21 protein-coding genes and 2 pseudogenes are annotated in these 15801 nt (G+C 57.4%); 10 read left to right on the forward strand and 13 right to left on the reverse strand.

Features of this window, described 5'->3' with window-relative positions:
* Positions 1 to 449: 449 nt before the first annotated feature.
* From BJP08_RS08485 to BJP08_RS08500, 4 genes are read right to left on the reverse strand one after another with little or no spacing between them, the layout of a single operon-like run.
* Positions 450 to 1205, reverse strand: a complete 756-nt coding sequence (locus tag BJP08_RS08485; RefSeq protein WP_070362871.1) for an ABC transporter ATP-binding protein — start codon at positions 1203 to 1205, stop codon at positions 450 to 452.
* Complete coding sequence (locus BJP08_RS08490; RefSeq protein ID WP_071569191.1) at positions 1202 to 2224, reverse strand: iron chelate uptake ABC transporter family permease subunit; 1023 nt, start codon at positions 2222 to 2224, stop codon at positions 1202 to 1204. The genes BJP08_RS08485 and BJP08_RS08490 overlap by 4 nt, the downstream gene beginning before the upstream one ends.
* A complete protein-coding gene (locus BJP08_RS08495) occupies positions 2217 to 3191 on the reverse strand; it encodes an ABC transporter permease (protein ID WP_071569192.1) in 975 nt (324 codons plus the stop codon). Before BJP08_RS08495 ends, BJP08_RS08490 begins: the two co-directional genes overlap by 8 nt.
* Entirely contained in the window at positions 3191 to 4213 is a 1023-nt protein-coding gene (locus tag BJP08_RS08500) for a siderophore ABC transporter substrate-binding protein (protein ID WP_071569193.1), read from the reverse strand. The genes BJP08_RS08495 and BJP08_RS08500 overlap by 1 nt, the downstream gene beginning before the upstream one ends.
* Positions 4214 to 4437: 224 nt before the next feature.
* Between BJP08_RS08500 and BJP08_RS08505 the strand changes: the two genes are divergently transcribed.
* The 4 genes from BJP08_RS08505 (at position 4438) to BJP08_RS11690 (ending at position 5771) form a co-directional block, all read left to right on the forward strand.
* Positions 4438 to 4626 carry a hypothetical protein gene (locus BJP08_RS08505; protein ID WP_071569194.1) on the forward strand — a complete coding sequence of 63 codons (189 nt, stop codon included), beginning with the start codon at positions 4438 to 4440 and terminating at the stop codon, positions 4624 to 4626.
* On the forward strand, positions 4626 to 5327 hold the full coding sequence (locus tag BJP08_RS11460; protein WP_143110078.1) for a hypothetical protein: 702 nt from the start codon (positions 4626 to 4628) through the stop codon (positions 5325 to 5327). The genes BJP08_RS08505 and BJP08_RS11460 overlap by 1 nt, the downstream gene beginning before the upstream one ends.
* 139 nt (positions 5328 to 5466) lie before the next feature.
* The gene (locus BJP08_RS11685) at positions 5467 to 5610 is read left to right on the forward strand and encodes a hypothetical protein (RefSeq protein WP_177221746.1); all 144 of its coding nucleotides are present in this window, start codon (positions 5467 to 5469) and stop codon (positions 5608 to 5610) included.
* A 14-nt stretch (positions 5611 to 5624) separates the two neighbouring features.
* Entirely contained in the window at positions 5625 to 5771 is a 147-nt protein-coding gene (locus BJP08_RS11690) for a hypothetical protein (protein WP_177221747.1), read from the forward strand.
* 27 nt (positions 5772 to 5798) lie between these two features.
* Here BJP08_RS11690 and BJP08_RS08515 read toward each other — a convergent pair whose 3' ends face one another.
* Together BJP08_RS08515 and BJP08_RS08520 are read right to left on the reverse strand one after the other, a co-directional pair.
* Positions 5799 to 6242 (reverse strand): DUF4406 domain-containing protein, encoded by a 444-nt coding sequence (locus BJP08_RS08515; RefSeq protein WP_071569196.1) that lies wholly within the window; start codon positions 6240 to 6242, stop codon positions 5799 to 5801.
* Entirely contained in the window at positions 6239 to 7009 is a 771-nt protein-coding gene (locus BJP08_RS08520; RefSeq protein ID WP_071569197.1) for a phage antirepressor KilAC domain-containing protein, read from the reverse strand. Before BJP08_RS08520 ends, BJP08_RS08515 begins: the two co-directional genes overlap by 4 nt.
* 159 nt (positions 7010 to 7168) lie before the next feature.
* Here BJP08_RS08520 and BJP08_RS11695 point away from each other — a divergent pair, with 159 nt between their 5' ends.
* Positions 7169 to 7315 (forward strand): hypothetical protein, encoded by a 147-nt coding sequence (locus BJP08_RS11695; RefSeq protein ID WP_177221748.1) that lies wholly within the window; start codon positions 7169 to 7171, stop codon positions 7313 to 7315.
* A gap of 160 nt (positions 7316 to 7475) precedes the next feature.
* Here the strand turns inward: BJP08_RS11695 and BJP08_RS08525 are convergent, their stop codons facing one another.
* The 7 genes and pseudogenes from BJP08_RS08525 to BJP08_RS08555 all read right to left on the reverse strand — a co-directional run bounded on the left by BJP08_RS08525 (position 7476) and on the right by BJP08_RS08555 (position 12579).
* On the reverse strand, positions 7476 to 9263 hold the full coding sequence (locus tag BJP08_RS08525; RefSeq protein WP_255364809.1) for a DNA polymerase: 1788 nt from the start codon (positions 9261 to 9263) through the stop codon (positions 7476 to 7478).
* Between the two features lie 88 nt (positions 9264 to 9351).
* Positions 9352 to 9561 carry a DUF1049 domain-containing protein gene (locus BJP08_RS08530; protein ID WP_071569198.1) on the reverse strand — a complete coding sequence of 70 codons (210 nt, stop codon included), beginning with the start codon at positions 9559 to 9561 and terminating at the stop codon, positions 9352 to 9354.
* 17 nt (positions 9562 to 9578) lie between these two features.
* Positions 9579 to 10133: a DUF2815 family protein gene (locus BJP08_RS08535; RefSeq protein WP_071569199.1), complete on the reverse strand. Its 555-nt coding sequence runs from the start codon at positions 10131 to 10133 to the stop codon at positions 9579 to 9581.
* Between the two features lie 25 nt (positions 10134 to 10158).
* On the reverse strand, positions 10159 to 11292 hold the full coding sequence (locus BJP08_RS08540) for a DUF2800 domain-containing protein (protein WP_071569200.1): 1134 nt from the start codon (positions 11290 to 11292) through the stop codon (positions 10159 to 10161).
* Positions 11285 to 11700: pseudogene (locus tag BJP08_RS08545) on the reverse strand (hypothetical protein). The gene BJP08_RS08540 and the pseudogene BJP08_RS08545 overlap by 8 nt, the downstream one beginning before the upstream one ends.
* Positions 11697 to 11939: a hypothetical protein gene (locus BJP08_RS08550; protein WP_071569202.1), complete on the reverse strand. Its 243-nt coding sequence runs from the start codon at positions 11937 to 11939 to the stop codon at positions 11697 to 11699. The pseudogene BJP08_RS08545 and the gene BJP08_RS08550 overlap by 4 nt, the downstream one beginning before the upstream one ends.
* 100 nt (positions 11940 to 12039) lie before the next feature.
* Positions 12040 to 12579: a sigma-70 family RNA polymerase sigma factor gene (locus tag BJP08_RS08555; RefSeq protein ID WP_071569203.1), complete on the reverse strand. Its 540-nt coding sequence runs from the start codon at positions 12577 to 12579 to the stop codon at positions 12040 to 12042.
* A gap of 390 nt (positions 12580 to 12969) precedes the next feature.
* Between BJP08_RS08555 and BJP08_RS08560 the strand changes: the two genes are divergently transcribed.
* The 5 genes and pseudogenes from BJP08_RS08560 to BJP08_RS08580 form a co-directional block, all read left to right on the forward strand.
* The gene (locus BJP08_RS08560) at positions 12970 to 13890 is read left to right on the forward strand and encodes a hypothetical protein (RefSeq protein ID WP_071569204.1); all 921 of its coding nucleotides are present in this window, start codon (positions 12970 to 12972) and stop codon (positions 13888 to 13890) included.
* Positions 13890 to 14534 carry a hypothetical protein gene (locus BJP08_RS11465; RefSeq protein WP_143110079.1) on the forward strand — a complete coding sequence of 215 codons (645 nt, stop codon included), beginning with the start codon at positions 13890 to 13892 and terminating at the stop codon, positions 14532 to 14534. The genes BJP08_RS08560 and BJP08_RS11465 overlap by 1 nt, the downstream gene beginning before the upstream one ends.
* A complete protein-coding gene (locus BJP08_RS08570) occupies positions 14531 to 14737 on the forward strand; it encodes a helix-turn-helix domain-containing protein (protein ID WP_071569206.1) in 207 nt (68 codons plus the stop codon). The genes BJP08_RS11465 and BJP08_RS08570 overlap by 4 nt, the downstream gene beginning before the upstream one ends.
* A complete protein-coding gene (locus BJP08_RS08575; protein ID WP_143110080.1) occupies positions 14730 to 14936 on the forward strand; it encodes an AAA family ATPase in 207 nt (68 codons plus the stop codon). The genes BJP08_RS08570 and BJP08_RS08575 overlap by 8 nt, the downstream gene beginning before the upstream one ends.
* A gap of 187 nt (positions 14937 to 15123) precedes the next feature.
* A pseudogene (locus BJP08_RS08580) lies at positions 15124 to 15768 on the forward strand (IS256 family transposase); the annotation flags it as partial.
* Positions 15769 to 15801: the final 33 nt, after the last annotated feature.

Here is a 15801-nt window from a genome sequence, read left to right on the forward strand (position 1 = left end):
CCGACGGGGCACAACAGGACCAGTCACAACCACATCAACAAAACAGTCAACATGACCATGCATCTGCACCAAAACTAGCGACACCCAATCATAGGTTCAAGCATCACCACCGGCACACACCACAAACGTGGCACACAGCACGCAACCAAACGTCAATGCAATCAAAAAAATAAAAAGTACATTGGCACACTATCGAGTTCTCAAACAACAACCGCACACCCAACAACCAACCCCACAACCAGAGCCAGCGTCAAGCAGCTGAAACAAAGTTACACACCCGCAAACACAGTGTCAAATCCAACCAAACCAGCCAGACCCGAAACCGCCCACAAGCAGCAACCTTATTCACTTTAATCATTCCCTCCAAGCGACTGGGCCGCTCGTCGGCAACGAGGGATAACTTAACCACGAACCAACAAACAACACAAATCGCCAGCACAGCAAGCGTTTTAGTGATATGTAGCGAGGGGCCCGTCCGGCCCTTCAATCACATGCACGGGCGTGTTAAAGATTTGCGTGAGCAATTCGTCGTTCATGATTTCGCGCGGAGTCCCAAACGCGGCGATCTGACCATCCTTGGTGGCACAGATGTAGTCGGCGTACTTCGCTGCGAAGTTGATGTCGTGCAGCACGATGATGATGGTCCGCCCGAAGTCCCTCGCGGCGGAGTACAGGTGCTTCATCATTTCCACCGAGTGTGCAATGTCGAGATTGTTTAGTGGTTCGTCGAGAAGAACATAGTCAGTTTCCTGGCAGAGCACCATCGCAACGTAAGCGCGCTGGCGCTGCCCTCCTGAGAGCTGATCCAGGTAACGGTTTTCGAGTTCGTGGAGACCAAGGAAGTCGATGTACTTCGAGATGATCTGCTCGTCCTCGGGAGTGAGACGTCCATGGCTGTACGGGAAGCGCCCGAAGCCGACGAGCTGGCGCACCGTCAGGCGCGTCACAAAGTGGTTCTCCTGACGCAAGATCGAGATGATCTTTGCGAGATCTTTTGATTTAGCGCTGGTGACGTCCATACGGCCGATTTCGACCGTGCCGGAGTCGATAGCTAAGAGACGCCCAATCATCGTGAGGAGCGTCGACTTGCCCGCACCGTTCGGTCCAACGAGCGCGGTGATGCCACCAGCGGGAATCTCGATATTGACGGGTCCGATTTTGACGTCGTCGCCGTAGTCTTTGCGGACTTCTTTCAGCGTGATCATAAGCGTCCCTTCTTCAAGATGACTGCCAAAAAGGTGATGCCACCGACGAGCTCAATGATGATGGATACGACGCCCTGCGCATAAAACACGTGGTTCATGATGAAGTAGGCGCCACTGAGTACGCAGAATCCCAGCAGTGCTGCCATTGGGAAGATGTAGCGGTGGTCGTAGGTATCGCAGAATTGGTATGCAAGCGTCGCTACGAGGAACCCTAAGAACGTCATCGGCCCAACGAGCGCAGTCGAGACCGCCATCAAGATGGAGACCAGCACCAATGTGAAGATCGAGTGGAATCGGTGGCTAACGCCGAGGTTCACGGTGACATCCCTGCCAAGTGCGAGGACGTTGAGGCGGCGTGAATTGAGTACCAGTAGTGCTGTGGCGCCGACCGCGAGCGGAATAGCAACCGGATAGTAGTCAGGATCCGCGTTGTTGACAGAGCCAAACAACCGCGCGGTGAGGACATCGAACTCGCTTGGTGTGAGGAGGCGCTGCATGAACGTCGACACGCTGCCGAGTCCGCCACCGATCACGATGCCGACCAGCAGCATCGCGTGCATATTTGCGTGCTTTCCGGACAACAGCCATGCGTACAGCACAAGGCTCAGGCCAACCATGAGCACTAGCTGCAGCACGAACATCTGGAGCGTATATCCATTGTTCAGGCCAGCGGCACCGAGGAAGAACACGGTCGAGGTGTGTATCGACACGTAGAGGGCTTCAAAACCCATGATGGACGGCGTAATGATGCGGTTGTTCGTCACCGTTTGGAACGAGACGGTCGCCACCGCTTGGCACAGCGCCACAATCGCCATCGCGATAACCGAGTTCAAACGGCGCTTCGCAATCAACCAGTATCCGGTGGTGCCGAAGTCCATGGGGTTGCCGTAGGCCAGCAAACCCGCGGTAAAGCAGACCGCGGCGATGATAAGGCACGCAAGAATTACCCAGTAGCGGGTTTTGCTCCTGCTGGATTGGAAGGCGCCGACGAAGCGGGCGTCGATAGGTTGTTTAGGCACGGCGACTCTGCCTCACGATCAAGAAGACGAAAACCACCGCACCGATGATGCCCAAGATGACGGACACCGGGATCTCGAACGGGGCGATGATCGTGCGGGCCAGCAAGTCGCACACGGTGACGATGCCGACGCCAAGGAGGCAGACCCACGGAAGGTTGGAGCGGAGGTCGTCGCCACGCATCATGGAAACAATGTTGGGAACAATGAGCCCGAGGAAGGGAAGATTGCCGACGACCACCGTCACGACGCCCGCTGCGACCGCAACGAGGCTCGTTCCGACCAAGATGATGCGGCCGTAGTTAAGGCCAATGTTCGTGGCGACGTCCTCCCCCAGGCCGGCGGCCGTAAGGCGGTCGGCGTAGAAGAACACGGCAACCACGACCGCGACGACGATCCACAGCACCTCGTACTGCCCGGAAATCACTGAGGTAAACGAGCCAGCGAACCAAATCCCGAGCGACTGAAGCAGGTCAGTTTGAAGCGCCCAAAACGTGGAGAATGCGCTGACAACGGCGCCGAGCATGATGCCGACGATCGGGACGATCAGGCTCGAGCGCAGCGTCACCCTACGAAGGAACGCAAAGAAGACCATCGTTCCGATGAATGCGAAGGTGACGGAAATGATCATGCGCTGCAGGATCGTGCCGTCGGGCAAGAATACGTACGACGCCAGCAGGCCCAGGCCAGCCCACTCGGTGGTACCCGTCGTGGTGGGCTCGACGAAGCGGTTCTGGGTGAGCATCTGCATGATGAGGCCGCTCATCGCCATCGCAGCCCCGGCAAGCACCAGCGCGATAGTGCGCGGAACGCGGGTGGTTTTGAACATGTCCCAGCCGTCGCTTGATCGAAAAACGTCGTACTGGCCAACCAATAAGGACAGGGCCAGCAGCACGATCACAATGACGAGACCCACCCCAAGCTTCCAGTTAAGAAGTTTGGGGTGGGTGCGCGTACCCGGTTGCGCCATTACTTGGCGGCCTCCAGCTGGTCAGCAATGCCGTTCAGGATTTCGGTGTAGGTCAGGATGGACTCGTTGATGTAGGTGTCCTGCGGAGCCACATAGATGTGATTCTCCTTGACTGCGGTGACATTCTGCAGTGCGGCAGAGTCGCTCAGCACGCTCAGAGCAGCCGGGGACTCCCCTTCCTTCTTAATGGCCGCGTCGCGGTCAAGGGCGAAGATCCAATCTGGGTTGGAGTCGGCGATAGCCTCAACAGAAATATCGTCACCCTTGTGGTCGCTCGAGGCGTTTTCTACCTTCAGCGCCGGAGTGAAACCGATGAGGTCAAAGAGGGGGCCAAAGGTGCGGCCGATGCCCGGGGCAACATATCCGATTTCCCCACCTGAAACGTTGACAGCCATCACGGTCTGCGCTGGGTCGTATGCGTCGCGAGCACGCTGTACTGCCTTGGTGAAGTCTTCCACGGTCTTCTCAGCCTCAGCCTGTTTACCGAAGATTTCGCCAAGCTCGAGGGTCTGACGGATCAACTCGCGGTCAAAGGGTTCATCGTCACGTGGTTCGAAGTCGACGAGTACTGCGTTCGGAACCAGTTTCTGAATCTCGTCGTCGTACTTTTCAAAACGCTGGCCCGAGATGATTACGTCCGGGTCAGCTGCAACGATGATCTCCAGATTGGGCTCCTTGTGATTGCCGATGTCCGCAATATCGTCATTGTCTCGCAGGCCCGGAACATCCTTCGAAACCAACTTCTTTGGCGCCGCAACCGGCTTCACACCCCAAGAGTCCAGGAGCTCGAAGGTGCGGTTGTCGAGCGCAACGACGCGCTTCGGCGGAGTCGGCACAGTCTTTTCGCCATAGTTGTCGGTCACGGTCACGGTGCCGTTTTCCGCGGCAGCCGTCGTAGCGGAGGCGCTAGCCTGGGTCTCCGAAGTGGACGCGTTGTTCGACTCTGCTTCAGAGCAGGCGGTCAGCGTCATCGCTGCGGCAGCCGCAACAGCCACGATGGTCTTACGTGAAAAACGAATCATGTTGAAAAGTATCCTTGCTACTCATATCCAAGGGTAGGGTTACCTCACTCACCCTAAGCCACCCATGAGAGTTAGGCAAGGCTTAGAGAAGAAAGTAATTATCGACGTCCCCCTCCCCTTACCCCCGTGCCTTGCATCTACGCAGCTTAGATCGCATCGAACCAGCCATTGACCGCAGCCCCATCGCCTGGCATGATTCACCCTACAGAAAGGTGGTACTCACAATGACAGCTCCAATGCTTGGCAGAAAAAACACCCGACAACTTCGAGAATTACGCGACCGGCTGGTAAAAAGTCTCCAGCCGCAAACTATCGACGATCTCAAACGTCTTCGCGCTGTCAATGACCTCACGTACGATGAGGCACGGACCCTTTCAGAATACGAAGCCCTCGAATTTCTGATTGGCGAATAGTGGATAGTAACCAGTTTGAAGCTAAGTTTGCTGCCTTTCAACAACAAGTCACAGATTTAATAGCAGCCACCGTCGCTGACCGCGTGATTACTGAATTTAGTTTCTGCAACCCTGATATTTGCGCGGGATCTTTCGAACTTCTTGCACCTCTCTCGTACAAGATCCCAGAAATCGGAGGTGCGGAGCTACACGTAAACTGCAAAATCACCCTCGATCGTACTAACAGCTTCCTTTCCACTCACTCCAGTAGCTACGGCGTACGCTTTCTCTACGGCCCAAAAAAGAAACGAAAAGTCCACCCCATTGTTCGGTTTGAGTATCTTCGCGATTCGCAGAAACGACCTTCCGCACACATTCATGTCAGCTCCAACTCCCCAGCACTAGCTATGTTGCTCGAACGCAACAAACATAGCGAAGCAGGTTTTGAACAGCAGAATCTTCACTACCCCACTGGAGGTCATCATTTCCGTGTTTGCCTTGAAGACGTCATTCAGTTTTGCATCACAGAGCTCGGATTTATGGGTAAGCCCGGTTGGCAAATGCACGTTGAGGCTGGGAGGCAAGAGTTTTTGAAACACCAAATCAATGCAGTGGTGAAGCAGGATTGCGAGACTGCGGCGGAAGTACTTCGCCAGCTCGGATATGAAGTGAGCAGCCCACAAAACCAAATTGACCTGCCAGGACGACGTCCCGGCTGGTAACACCTGCTCGAATAGGAAAACTCCCTGGCCTGTGGAGGCAGAACTACTATGAGCTATTCTTGATGTCTACCCCCTTTAGCTGCGACAGAATACTCGGAGCACTGAATCTCACCGCGTCAGTACGACAGGAGGACCTCAAATGTCCACAATCGCAGTCTTGGCATTCTTTCTCGCCTACGTCGTCGCCCCTAGCAGTCCCATCACATGGGCCCTGCTCGCGGTCGCGTTCGTCGCCCTCACTTGGGACACAGTTGTGCTCGTGCGAAAGGCTGCTGCCCGATGAGCACACCTCTAAAGATGAGCACACCTCTAAACAACGCGGCCATCTACGTCCTCGTCACTGTTCTTGCGTATCTCGCGACCGGCTGGGCTTGGACGATTGCCGTTGGCGCTGCCGTAGCTCTTTCAGCGTTCTCCCGCCACTTGTACACAGACAAGGCGTAACGCCTTTTTCGGGGGGCAAGTTCAGTTTCACAGGGGAAGCTCCTGAAAGTCAGCGTCGAAATAGGTGATCGGCAGCTCGAGGTGGTGGGCCCATTCGATCTCGGCGCGCATCCCTGCCGAGACACGGGCCGTATAGCCCCAGATCGCCTCGCACTTACTAAGAAGAATTCGGTTGAAAAACATCGCCAACTCGCGCTCGCTCGCGTCGGTGTCGTCCATGAACTGCGGAAACAACAGGTGCGGTGCGAGCGGAATCTTGTGACGTGCCACCGCGTGAGCACACAACGCGCGTGCAAGTCCCACGTTGTTCTTTGTGACACCGGAATACGGCGAGCAGATGTAGGCCAAGGGCCGGTGGCCGTACTCGGCGCGCTGGAGACTCTTCAGCGCCTTGTATGCGGTGGGGTCTGGGTAGCCCTCGGTGTTGTGGGGTGAGAAACCCAGGTCGATGCCGGGAGCAGTCGTCGTCATGCCGCACCGCCGTCCTGCTCGATGGATGGCAGGATGTCCCGCTGGTTTTTCAGCTGCTCGTAGATGAACAGGCGGCCTTTCTGGGTCCAGTAAGTGTGCAACCGGGTGTGGCGTCCTTCTGCTACCAGATGGGTTTTCGTGTCCGTGTAGCCGTTACCGGCATGAGCTTGATAGAGCACCCACACACCCGACTGTTTGAACTGAATCCCAAGTTCATGGAGCAGTTGATTCATCTTGCGGGCCGACAACCCGTAATCCTTAGCGATCAACGTGATCGGCACAGCGTCAGGCGACTGCAGCACGATGTCGTAATACGTGACCTTCGGAGTGGCCTCAAGAAGGGCCTGCTCGGCTGCCAGTCGCTTGGCCCGCTCGGATCGAAGCTGGATGATGGCCTGCTCGAGGAACTCGTCATCGTCCAAGAGCTTGTCGATGGCGTAGACGCCATGGCGGCGGATGGTGGGTAGGACCTCGTCGACAACCCAGGCTTCGAACTGTTGGGCTGCGGGGAGCTTGGAGGAGAAGATGAGCCGGTACAGGTCACCTTCGGAGATGAACCGGGCTTCTTGAGTGCGCCCGAGCGCATCCGTGATGGGGTGGTGAAACGCCACCCCACGTCCATGCTGCTTGATGGCGTTAACTGGATCCTTGTACCCCAAGGCGATGGCCACATCACGGCCACAGAAATACACCTTGTTCTCATGCTCGATAGTTCGGATCGTTCCAAAGGCATCGTTGGTGAATACCTGAAGATCTCTCGTAGCCATGTCTGGCTCCTTTCTAGGAAGCCGTCGATGAACGCGCAGAGATGTATGACTTCCTAGTAGGAGGGCTTCGAGGAGACCTATTTGATAACCGACCATCGGAAAGTCGCACCGGGTTTACCCCGCTGACAACCGGGCCACCCGCAGGGCAGACTCGCCGCTATGGATAAAGCGACGGTGATGCAGGTGCTGGGATCGTTGGATGAGGAGATGGTGTTCAAGTGGAGCTACCAACTGCGCTGCGACCCGCACCCAAGGGCCCAGGAGCTCTACGAGCTGGTGCACGAGTACCTGGATCAGTCTTTTTGATAGAAATCGCACGCGTACCCGTCTGCCGCTAGTGGCAACCCCGCTGCCCATCCGGGCGCGGTGGCATCAGCTCGCAAATCTCGTCCATGGTGGCCGTGGCGGTCTCCACGACGATCTCGTCATGGACGTGCATGACGATCCGATGCCCAGCGCGATCGACCTAGTGCAAGGCATACGTGAGCAGATCTCGGGCGACGGCTTGGACGGTGTTCTCGGTGAGCTTCCCACCGTAGGTTTCCAGCTGGCCCCACTTGCGCCCCGTCGTGATGCCCTCGTAGGTGATGCTGGTGCCACCGAACCTGTTCTCACCCAGCTTGGGTTTCACATAGGCCAGGCGACGCCCGGATGGCAGGCGGATGAACATGATCCCGGACTCCATGGCGAAGGCCAGCGCACCAACACTGGACGACTGGCGGGTAGAGATGGCCTCGATGGCGGCAGCGTTGATGTCTGCCCACAGCTGCACCACGCTGGGGTTGGCGGCCCGCCACGCATCGACCAGCGGCTGGAGCTCAGACTCGGCCAATCCCCTACGGAGTGCGCCCATGGCTTTCAGAGCTCCGACGCCGCCTTGATAGCCGCAGGCGAGGACTGTGATCTTGCCCTTCTGACGCAGCTCGGCGTTGGCTCCGTGCTTGTCGATGGGGACTCCAAACATGCGGCTCGCGGTCTCGCAATATAAATCCTTCCCGTCGCGGAAGGCCTGAAGCGTGGTGGTCTCGCCTGCAAGCCATGCGATGACCCGCGCCTCGATCGCGGAGAAATCGGCCGCCACGAACCGGTGCCCATCGGCGGGAATGAAAGCGGTACGGATGAGTTGGCTGAGCGTGTCGGATACGGAGTCGTAGAGCAGCTCGAGGGCCTCGAAGTTTCCAGTCCGCACGAGGGCTCTGGCCTCGGCCAGGTCTGGTAGGTAGTTGCGTGGCAGGTTTTGGACTTGGACGAGGCGGCCAGCGAAACGCCCGGTGCGCCCTGCCCCGTAGAACTGGAGGAACCCGCGCCCGCGCCCATCACGACCTGCCACAAGCTGCATCGCCTCGTACTTCTTCACCGACGACTTGGCGAGCTCACCGCGCAGCTGGAGGACTTCACACACCTCACCTGTAGCGTTGTCGAGCGCGGCGGAGACTTCGTCTTTCGTCAGTGCCTGCAGGGGCGTGCCGTGAGCGGCGAGCCAGTCCTTGAGCTGGATTGGCGAGTTCGGGTTCTCCAGCCCGGTGAGTTCCTGGGCACGGGCCAGCGTGGCAGCGCGGTGCTGCCGGTCGCACGCCACGGCGTGATCCACGAGCACCTGGTCGAGCCGGATGCCGGTGTTGTTGATGTTCTGGTCGAGGGCGTAGGTGTCCCACTCGTCCTTGGGGACGGGGAACGCCGCGAGCCGGTGGTGGATCGCGAACTCCACCTCGACGTCGCGCCGGTTGTAGGAGATGAACTGTTCCCACCCGTCGGGGTCGGATGCAGGCGGGTTGCGCATCTCGCCCTGGTTGAACATGCTGGGTGTGGCCGGGGTGTAGAACTGGCGGATGAGTTTCTTACCCGCACTGTCTTTCCGTACTGGCAGGTCAAGGACGGTGCCGACCTGCTCCAGGCTCATCGGCAAGCCCAGGTAGGCAGACCACACCATGGTGCAGTGCCACTGGGCAGGGTCCAGAAACTTGCGATTCGCCATGAGCTCTGGATGCTGTCTGGCCAGCCAGCTGGAGAGGCAGATCCGCTCGAATCCGGCGTTGAATGCCCACTTCACCACGTGCGGGTCAACGAGTGCGGCCAGCACCTTGTCGGGGAGCCGGTAACCGTTGGCGAGATCGACGACCTCAACGGGGCCGCCGTCCATCGAGTAGCCGAATAAGAGGAGCTCGAAGTCGTCGTGGTGGGCGTAGGGGTACACCCCGGATTTCGCCAGGTTCACCGGCGAGAAGGTCTCGATGTCAATGAAGAGTTCACGCATGCGCGACAGCTCCTAGAAAGCAATGGGTGCTGGGAAGAGACCACACCGTAAGAAGTGGGCGTAGTTCCTCCCAGCACAAGGTGAGGGGTTAGTGGTCGTGGTCAGCGCGGTGCTTCTCCAGCTCGACCTCGGTGTCAGCCATGAGCTTGTCGATGCGCTTGCAATCCTGGCGGATCGCCCGCCGTTCGGCAATCACAGAGGCGATCTTCATGACGATGAGACCGAGAACAGCGCCAACGAAGATTGCCACGAGAGTGGTGGTATTTGCTGACAGTGCTGCTGAGTAACACTCGTTCATGATGCTTCTCCGTTTCCCTAGTTGAGGAAGTCATCCGAGGCTGCTGCGAAGCCTCCGAAGTCGGCCTCGGCGCTGATGCGGTTACCGCCGAGCGATTCACCGTCACGCAGCTTCTGGATGTTGCCCAGGCCGCAGGCGATACCCCGGTTGCCGTTCGTGTTGAACGCGTAGAAGCTGATGCTCACCCCTGCGTAGCAGCCCGAGTAGACCTCGTTGGCGTCCAGGATCGGCTGCAGAGAAGCATCCACGACCTGCGGCGGGGTGGTCGAGTTGGCGTTGACGAACATCGCGTTCGCATAGGCCTCATCATCGCGCTCGATATCACCATCACGCAGCGGGAGCTTCAAAGCAGCCTTGTTAGGACGCTTGCCACCGAACTTGCCAATTCCGGCATCGATTGCTGCGTCGATGGCGCGCTCGATCTTGGCCAGGGTCTCGGTGTCGGACTTCGGGAGGATCAGCGACACGGAATACTTGGGCTTGCCGCCCTGAATGGACTTCGCCTCGAAAATGTTGGCGTAGGACAGGCAGACCTCGCCGATGACCACACGGGTCGGATTTATTGCAGACATCTTGTCTTACCTTCTTTCTTGTTCGTTATCTGATGGCAGTGAATTCATCTGTTGCTGACTGGATCACGAGAGCGGGCCTCTTGTCGGAGGTGGGCACCAGCGTGGGCTTACCAGCGGGTTTGACCACGAGATCCCCAAGGAGAGTGGTGAAACGCTTCTTGCCCAGCTGCTTCTCCAGCGCGGTGATCGTCTTGAGCTTGCGATCCCACACATCGACACCGGCTGCCTCAGCCGCCTGGGCGACAGCGGACTCGTCGGCGTATTTGCGGATCGAGCGGCCCTCGACGATCTTGAAACCGGGCCAGGTCTTGCCTTGGTTTACCGCCAGCGACAGCGCGTGCGTTTCCACATCGGCAGCCCACGCCTTCAACTCCGGCAGCTGGGCCAGCACCTGTGCGATCTCGGCATCGGTGAGCTCAGCGGGTGGTGCGAACTCATGCTGGGCAAGCGCAAGGTTCGCCTCAGCTCGCGTCCGGCAGGTCGGTGCGAGTTTGCAGAACCGGCACCACTCACCAGGCGCGAACTCGCCATCCCCGCTGGCTGCCAGCGCCGCACGGGGTTTCACAACCTGTTCTGCCCACGCCTCCAGCTCGGCCACCGGGACCCTCCGCGTTGAGACGTTCGAGCGCCTCGGCTGGAAGATCGTCACCGCCACCTCGCTGATGTCGTAGCGCGACCCGAACGCCTCCAACGCACCGAGCGCATACAACATGAGCTGCGGGTTGTTCTCCGCCTCAACCATGGCACCCTGGCCGTACTTCAAATCGATGATCTGAAGCGTGGGATCAGCGATGATCACGCAGTCGCCGGTACCGAACCCACCCGGCACCACGTGGGAGAAGTCCAAACGTTGCTCGATGAGCATCTGAGGATCAGCGCACACCTGCCGCACATCGCGCAGCCGTTCCTGGACAAACGCGACATAGTCATCGGTGACAGCTTCCATCTCCGCGTCATGCCAATCCGAGACAGGTCTTGCGGTCGGAGCGTCATGTAAGGCGCGACGGAGTTTCCACTCAGTGATCTCATGCGCGGCGGTTCGTTGCTGGGCAGCCGCTGACGAAGTGTCTGGCACGCCTGCCTCCAACGTGGCTGATGGTGGGCAGGCAAGCCACCGGTGAGTGCCCGAGGCGCTCAAGAGCGCATGTTGATCAGGCATCGGTGATCGCCTCCGCTTGCTCCAGCAGCTGCCCATACTTAGACGAGTCAACCTCGGAGAGCTTATCCGCACCTGCTGCCTGGATGAGCTCACGCACTTGCGTGGTGTGGCCTGCCTGTGACAGGTGCGCCAGCACCGTGCGGACCTGCTCCAACGTCACCGTCACCGCCTCCGGAGCGGGTGCCGGGGCTGGTGCGGGAGGTTGATGGGCGGCTTCGTACTCTTCGGCAGCAGCCTCCAGCGCAGGCTGGGCGAGCTGGGCTGCAGCGATCGGGCGCGCACCTGACATACCGACGTGGTCTTCGAAGGATTCCCACGCGGATTCTTCGATTGCGGACGCTAGCATCGTGCCCCCTCCGCGATTCGGTTCAGCGCCTGGATGTAGCGGTTTGCTTCGGTGACGTTCACGCGGCATCACCACCACTCCGGGTAACACCGACTGCGTCAGCCAATGCCATGAGACCATCATCATCCTCATCGGAACGCTGGGTGATGGTGACCTGGTTGACGCAGTCGCCGGGGACTACCGCGGTGAACTTCTTCTGCTCGCCGAGGATGACTCGGGCAAGGCGTTCACGCAGGGTGACCCTGCGCAAACCCACGACTTTTTCACGGGTCGACAGGTCGAGATTCAGTTGGTGCCGCATCAGCGGACCTCCTTTCCTATGCAAGACCCGGAACCGGAATTGGTTGGGGCGGCCTTGCTATAGGGAGGGCTTCGAGGGCACCGCTTTTATAACCTCCCCCCTACAAAAGAAGTTCGCGCAGTCGTGTCTCTGCTTTCTTCAGCCGCTTCGCCACCGCAGGTTGGGAAATCCCCAGCGCTTTGGCAATTTGTGCTTGGGTGTATCCGTGCATGCGTACGCCCACGAGAATCATGCGCTCTTTAGCATCAAGCTGGTCAAGCGCCTGTCGCACGACGTCCGAGGTAACCCAGTTTTCTGCTGGATCCATACCCTCGTTAGAGACAGCGACATCCACGATGGAAAGTTCCTCATCGTCGTCTTTCGCAGCTACAGATCGATATGTGGTGTTGCGCAACTGCTGTCTCGCGTTGTTGTAGTCGCGTTTACTCAACTCGTCACAGATCTCGTAAATGCAGCGGCGCTTCACCTGTTGTGGTTCTTCCGCTTCCTGACGACGGAGTTCGAGGTCGCGCTCGATCATGATCTCCGCTTGATCAGCGGTGATGTAATACGTTGTGCTGCTAGTGGGATAGCGCTGGCTAATTTTCTCCGTTCGTTCAAATTTGAGCTGAATTTTGATGTGAGCTGGCTCGGTAGCCATTGGAGGGAACCCCCTTCTAATGAAGGGAGACCCGTTCGAGAACAGGTGTTGACTACGTAAGAGAGCGCGATAAAGACACAGAAGGCGGACAGCCCATGAAGGACTGTCCGCCAGGTGCGTCTCGAACGCGTCTCCCAGTTGACAACTGGAGGACAGGCTTGATCAGAGCCTGGCCAGAGACGCCAGCAGCACCGCCACCACAACAGCACCGGAATCGAAGTAGACTGGTTTCCTAGGAATTAATGGGAACTCGTCCCACTCGCTGGAAGCCGATGCGGTGGAGTCGCTTCTTGCATCTCCACTTCCTAACGTGGAGTTCGCAAGGTTCGGGCACCAGAGTTCCCAAGGTTCGCAAGGTTCTTAAGGTTTGTAATTTCAGAATCGAGGATCATGGCAGAGCAGGACAATAGAGATCGACTCACCGCAGGAACCTTCTTCGTGCTGCTTCAAGAAGCACTGCCACCCCGCGCGAAAGCTCGTGACACGCTTTCTGGCAAAGCGGACGGGCTCAGTAACCCAGAGATCCTTGCCGGGCTCATCCGCATCGTGAATCCTGATTTTCAAACACCATCCGCTGGTCGAACCTTCAACCAACAGACCAGCGAGCTCCGCAATTGCAGAAGCAACGGAGATACCAGCTACCTACCTGTTGGCGGCAAAGATTTCGCGCACAGTTTCAACGAGCTGGTTGAAAGCAGTCTCCCCCTAGCTTTGGAACGAACGAGAGACTTCATTGACCGCTTCATAGACGTCGATTCCAAAGGGCTTCGCCTTGCTCAGATGCTCGGAACAGCCATCAATCGGGACAGCGCAATCGCTGCTGATCAGGTAGTTGCACCTTTACCCGACGGTGCGAGCCAGACCAAAGCCACACTGCCGAATACAGATGAAGCCTGTCTTGATGCCCTCATTCTTGGTGCATGGCAGCACGTATCAAACCCGATGGTGCGCAACACTTCAGGGCGAGACACTTTTGACCGATGGCACCTACCTCCATCCGCACCAAACTCCATAAGGAAATTCGATATGCAGGCATTTAATCTTGACGAAAGTTGGACCCCGAAAATTACACGCTTTGACGGTGCCCAAACCGACATGACGCCCCCTGATGCTTCTTCGAACGATCGAGAGGTCATAGAAGCTGAAGTCGTGAATAACGATCACCAAGCGGCCGATCCTAGCGAAGACTCAGTTGTTTCTGATTCGCCGCAGAACCAGGCTCCAGCACAAAATATGGTGTTCAACCAGTACGGAGCGAACAGTCAGCAGATTGGTTCGGTCGGCACTCTCAACATCGGCAGGGGGCTGTAATGACAAACGGACAGATTATTCCCCCAGAATCGTCGTCGCCACCTAATACGACCGTTTTTAGTCAACTTGGGGCGAATAGCGTTCAGATTGGCAGTGCTGGTACTGTCAACGCCTCTGTCTTTTTGACGATGCCCCCGCCTGCCGGAGCTGCGGGAGTTCCTTCCGCCCAAGTCGCCCTGAGTAGGGACTATTACCAGCTGATCGTGACGACAGAGTTTGACCCAAGCACTCGAACAGTCCCCATGGATCCTAAGCGTGCCTTGACTGAAAGCATGGGGCCAAACACTGAGCAGTTGAAAATTCTCGATCACGCCGCGATCGAGATTCTGAAGACCTACCCGGCGCTCATCATGAACGAGAACGAAAGCTATGGTCGAGCTAGCGAAGAACAGTTTGCTTACCTTGCGGTAGTGACCAATATCCGCAACGGCGTGCGTGGACTAAGAATCGAATACGCTCCCTTTTCACAGATCCCGCAGCAACGAATCAACGAGCTACTCGAAGAACTGGACCTGCTAGGCAGCAAGACTTTCAACGAACTCAACCGCACTCATTGGGCAGTCAAGAACGTCAATCTCATCCACGAACTCACGAATGCAAAAATCGGCGTCTTTATGACTACCCCGGCCGGAGGCCAGCCATGAGCACAGGCAACGAAATAGAAAACTGGGTCAACCTTGACGACGTAGCAACCCACTTGAGCGTCAGCAAGGACACCATCCGTAACTGGACTAAAGAAAGGCGTCTACCCGCATACAAAGCCGGGAAAATGTACGAGTACAAGCTCTCGGAAGTCGACCAATGGCTTCGTGACGGCAAACTCGATCAGGAGAATGCTATTGGATAAGATGCACGGCCCGATCAGGCAGATCACGATCAACTCGGCCACCTTTGAGGATTGCACCGTTGACTTGAACAACCTCAATTTCTTCTTCGGCCGAAACGGAGCAGGTAAATCAACAATTGCACGCACCTTAGGCTCAGGATACGGACTGACCTGGGACACAACTGTTGATGCAAACGACCATACGGTCATGTTCTTCTAGTCGATCTGCCACCATATGAGGAGCTTGAAGCTCCAGAACCTCGCACACATCCTTAAGAACAAACCGAGGCGCTTGACGTTCATCAAGCACCACGCGCACGTTATGCCCGCCAAAGTCAAACAGCTGGTCGTCCTTCGATGAATCTATATTATTTGTAGTATGAATCAGCACTCTCTCACGCCTAACGCCCGCACCCCCGAACCACCAAGCGAAGCAGTGCTTCAGCAGGTGTCTAGCGAACTTGGACTGTACGTATGATGATGCTGCACGATTTATCGCAGCCGTACACACCACCCGCATAATCTTTGACGACTGGCTCAAACAACGCACCTACCGTCGCGATATCCCCCAAGGTCAAGTACCAACATGGGTCAACGACACCCAGCAATGGTGGTACACCCACCGCAATGCACGTCGTGCACTGCGCAGGTTTGAAAAACTCATCCAAGACGACCAACTCTTTATCTTCCTCGCCCCACCAGAGGGTGTGACACAAGATGTAAAGGCCACCACGAACCTGTTAGAAGGCGGGATAAACAAGCAGCTCAAAGACAAAGCCGGCCAACACCGTGGCATGTTCGATGAGCATCAACGCATCACCATGGATTGGTGGCTCTACATGCACACGCAGGACCCGATACCGCCTCTTGCGCTTGCCCGGCAACAAGACTTTGGACGCGTCGGCGAGAAGGTAGCACGAGCGGCGTGGGCCAGAGAAGAACTACAACGCCGCGGTCACCTGGATGGGCGGCCGAAAGAATTCGATACCGGTATCGATAGTCAGTGGAACCCCAGCTTAGGCGTGAGAAAAGGGTGGGCCGGACGCAGCTAAACACACACAAAATGTCCCTTATCGCGACACGCC

It is taken from the genome of Corynebacterium sp. NML140438 (assembly GCF_001875725.1).
Lineage (GTDB): Bacteria > Actinomycetota > Actinomycetes > Mycobacteriales > Mycobacteriaceae > Corynebacterium.